Below are 2460 nucleotides of genomic sequence, written 5' to 3'. Positions count from 1 at the left end.
ATCCTCAACGGTGTGGTGCTGGTCAGTGAAATCGCGGCCCTGCGGGCACGCGGCATGGCCGTGGCGCAGGCTGCCTTTGCCGCGGCGGAATCCCGTTTCCGCCCGGTCATGGCCACGGCCCTTGTGGCAAGCCTTGGCTTTTTTCCCATGGCGTTTTCCGAAAGTGCTGGTGCTGAGGTCGAACGCCCGCTGGCCAGCGTGGTGATTGGCGGGCTGGTGACATCCACCCTGCTTACGCTGCTGGTGTTGCCATCACTTTATGCCCGGGTCATGCGAGAGAAGGTTCAGGATTGATGCGTATCCTTATCGTGGAAGATGAACATGACCTTGGGGCAGCGGTACAGGAACATGTGCGGCTGGACGGGCATGCCGTGGACTGGTTCACGACGCTGGAGGACGCGCGTGCGGCCATGGCCACCGTGGAGTATGATTTCATGCTGCTCGACCTTGGCCTACCGGACGGGAGCGGGCGCGATCTGCTGCGCGAAGTGCGCCGGACGTCATCGAATGTCGCCATCCTCATCACCACGGCGGAAGACCAGATCAGCGACCGCATTGCCGGCCTGTCCGAAGGGGCGGATGACTATATCGTCAAGCCCTATGACCTGAATGAACTCGTGGCCCGTATTTCTGCGGTGGCGCGGCGCTATGCCGCCCCGCGCAGGCGGGTCCGTTACCGTATTGGCGAGATTACGATTGACCGGGAAAACCGCTCGGTATCATGCGATGGACGGGCGCTGGACCTGACTGCACGCGAATGGGCCATCATGGAACTGCTGTCGCGCAGTCCCGGCCGGATCTATTCACGCCAGCAGATCGACACGGCCCTGTATGCACTGGACCAGGATGTGGATAGCAATACGGTTGAGGTTTTCATAAGCCGCCTGCGCAAGAAGGTGGGCAATAAGGTCATCAGGACCGTCCGTGGGCGTGGTTACTGCCTGGCCGATGGGGAGGCCGCGTGAAGAACTGGAGCCTTGCCACCCGGATTGTCAGCAGTGTCCTGGGCGTCGTGACGCTCAGTCTGCTGGCCCTCAGCCTCGCCGTCGCGGGGTTCACCCGTTACGAAATAACGGAACGGCTGGACAATTCCCTGCAGGAAGTTTCCGAACGGCTGCAGGCTACCATCGCGACACAGCCCCATGGACCACGGGACACTGTTGCATGGGTGCCTGATGTCGGACCACGGACGCTCGCCTATCAGGTGGTCGATCAGTCCGGGCACGTCGTGTTGCGCTCACAGAATGCGCCGGTTCAGCCCTTTGTGCCGGATATCCATACCGGGTTTGTCGATACGCCCCGTTTCCGGGTTTATATTGCGGCGCCGACTGCCGCAGCCTATCGTGTGCTGGTGGGGGAGCCCGCGTTGCATCGTCGTGGCGCCACATGGCGCGCAACGGCGATTGCCATCGTGCCGATACTGGTTTTCCTGCCTGTCATCTGGCTGCTGGTGCGCCTGATCGTGCGGCGGGCCCTGCGCCCGCTCGACCGTCTGCATGATGAAATGCAATCCCGTGGCAGCGGCAACCTGCGGCCTATCCCGTCGCTTGACCTGCCGGTCGAACTCGTATCCATCCAGCATGCTGTCAACACCCTTCTGGCCCGTCTGGAAACGGCGCTTTCCACCGAACGGGCCTTTGCCGCAAGTGCCGCGCATGAACTGCGCAACCCGCTTGGTGCCCTGCTGGCGCAGGTGCAGATGCTGGGCCGTATGGTTCCGGTGGAAACAGAGGCAGGCCGGCGGGTGAACATCATTGCCGACCGTACCCGTCGGCTGGGGCGGACGGTGGAAAAACTGCTGCAGTTTTCCCGCGCATCGTCGGGCGCTGCCTTCCGGCGCAATCGCTTTGACCTGCTGACCGTGCTGCGCGTCCTGGCGGATGATCTGGACCATAACCCACGTGATGGGGGTGGCATCATCCTGAACTCAAACGGGATCAGCCACATATTTGTGCATGGTGACATGGATGCGACCGGTATCATGCTGCGCAACCTGCTTGAAAACGCGCTGCTGCATGGGCGGGGTGATATGCCGGTGCAGGTGACCATCCTGCCGGATGGTCGCATTGACGTCATCAACGATTGCCCGGCCCTGGCGCCGGACATACTGGCGCGGCTGACCAGCCCGTTCGTGCGCGGTGGGACCGGCACGCCCGGTAGCGGCCTTGGTCTGGCCATCGCCAGCAATATCGCCAGGCAGATGGATGCGACCGTGTGCCTGCGTTCCCCACTTTCGAAGTCAGGCAGGGGATTTGGCGCCCGCATCACTTTTCCTGACCCGGACGTGATGCGATCACCCGATGAGGCCTGAGACCTTGCGTTCAGCTTCGCGTCATATGGGACCGATATGAATACTGGCATGACACAGGAAACGTCCCCGGACCGCATGCGCTATGACGTGCCGACAGTCCTTTTTCACTGGAGTTGTGCGGCAATCATCGTGCTGCAGTTCATAAGCGC

General features: G+C 62.0%; 3 protein-coding genes. All 3 read left to right on the top strand.

Annotated elements, in window-relative coordinates:
* Positions 1–294 (top strand): efflux RND transporter permease subunit (locus DY926_RS14225; protein ID WP_148707804.1); only part of this gene is annotated, 294 nt, incomplete at its 5' end.
* Entirely contained in the window at positions 294–965 is a 672-nt protein-coding gene (locus DY926_RS14220; protein WP_116703967.1) for a response regulator transcription factor, read from the top strand. The genes DY926_RS14225 and DY926_RS14220, both read left to right, overlap by 1 nt.
* Positions 962–2311 (top strand): sensor histidine kinase, encoded by a 1350-nt coding sequence (locus DY926_RS14215; protein WP_116703966.1) that lies wholly within the window; start codon positions 962–964, stop codon positions 2309–2311. The genes DY926_RS14220 and DY926_RS14215 overlap by 4 nt, the downstream gene beginning before the upstream one ends.
* The last annotated feature ends 149 nt before the right edge of the window (positions 2312–2460 follow it).

Origin of the sequence: Komagataeibacter melaceti (genome assembly GCF_003403295.1) — a bacterium.
Lineage (GTDB): Bacteria > Pseudomonadota > Alphaproteobacteria > Acetobacterales > Acetobacteraceae > Komagataeibacter > Komagataeibacter melaceti.
The sequence above is the reverse complement of the archived record's forward strand: the minus strand, read 5'-3'. Positions and strand labels throughout refer to the sequence as shown.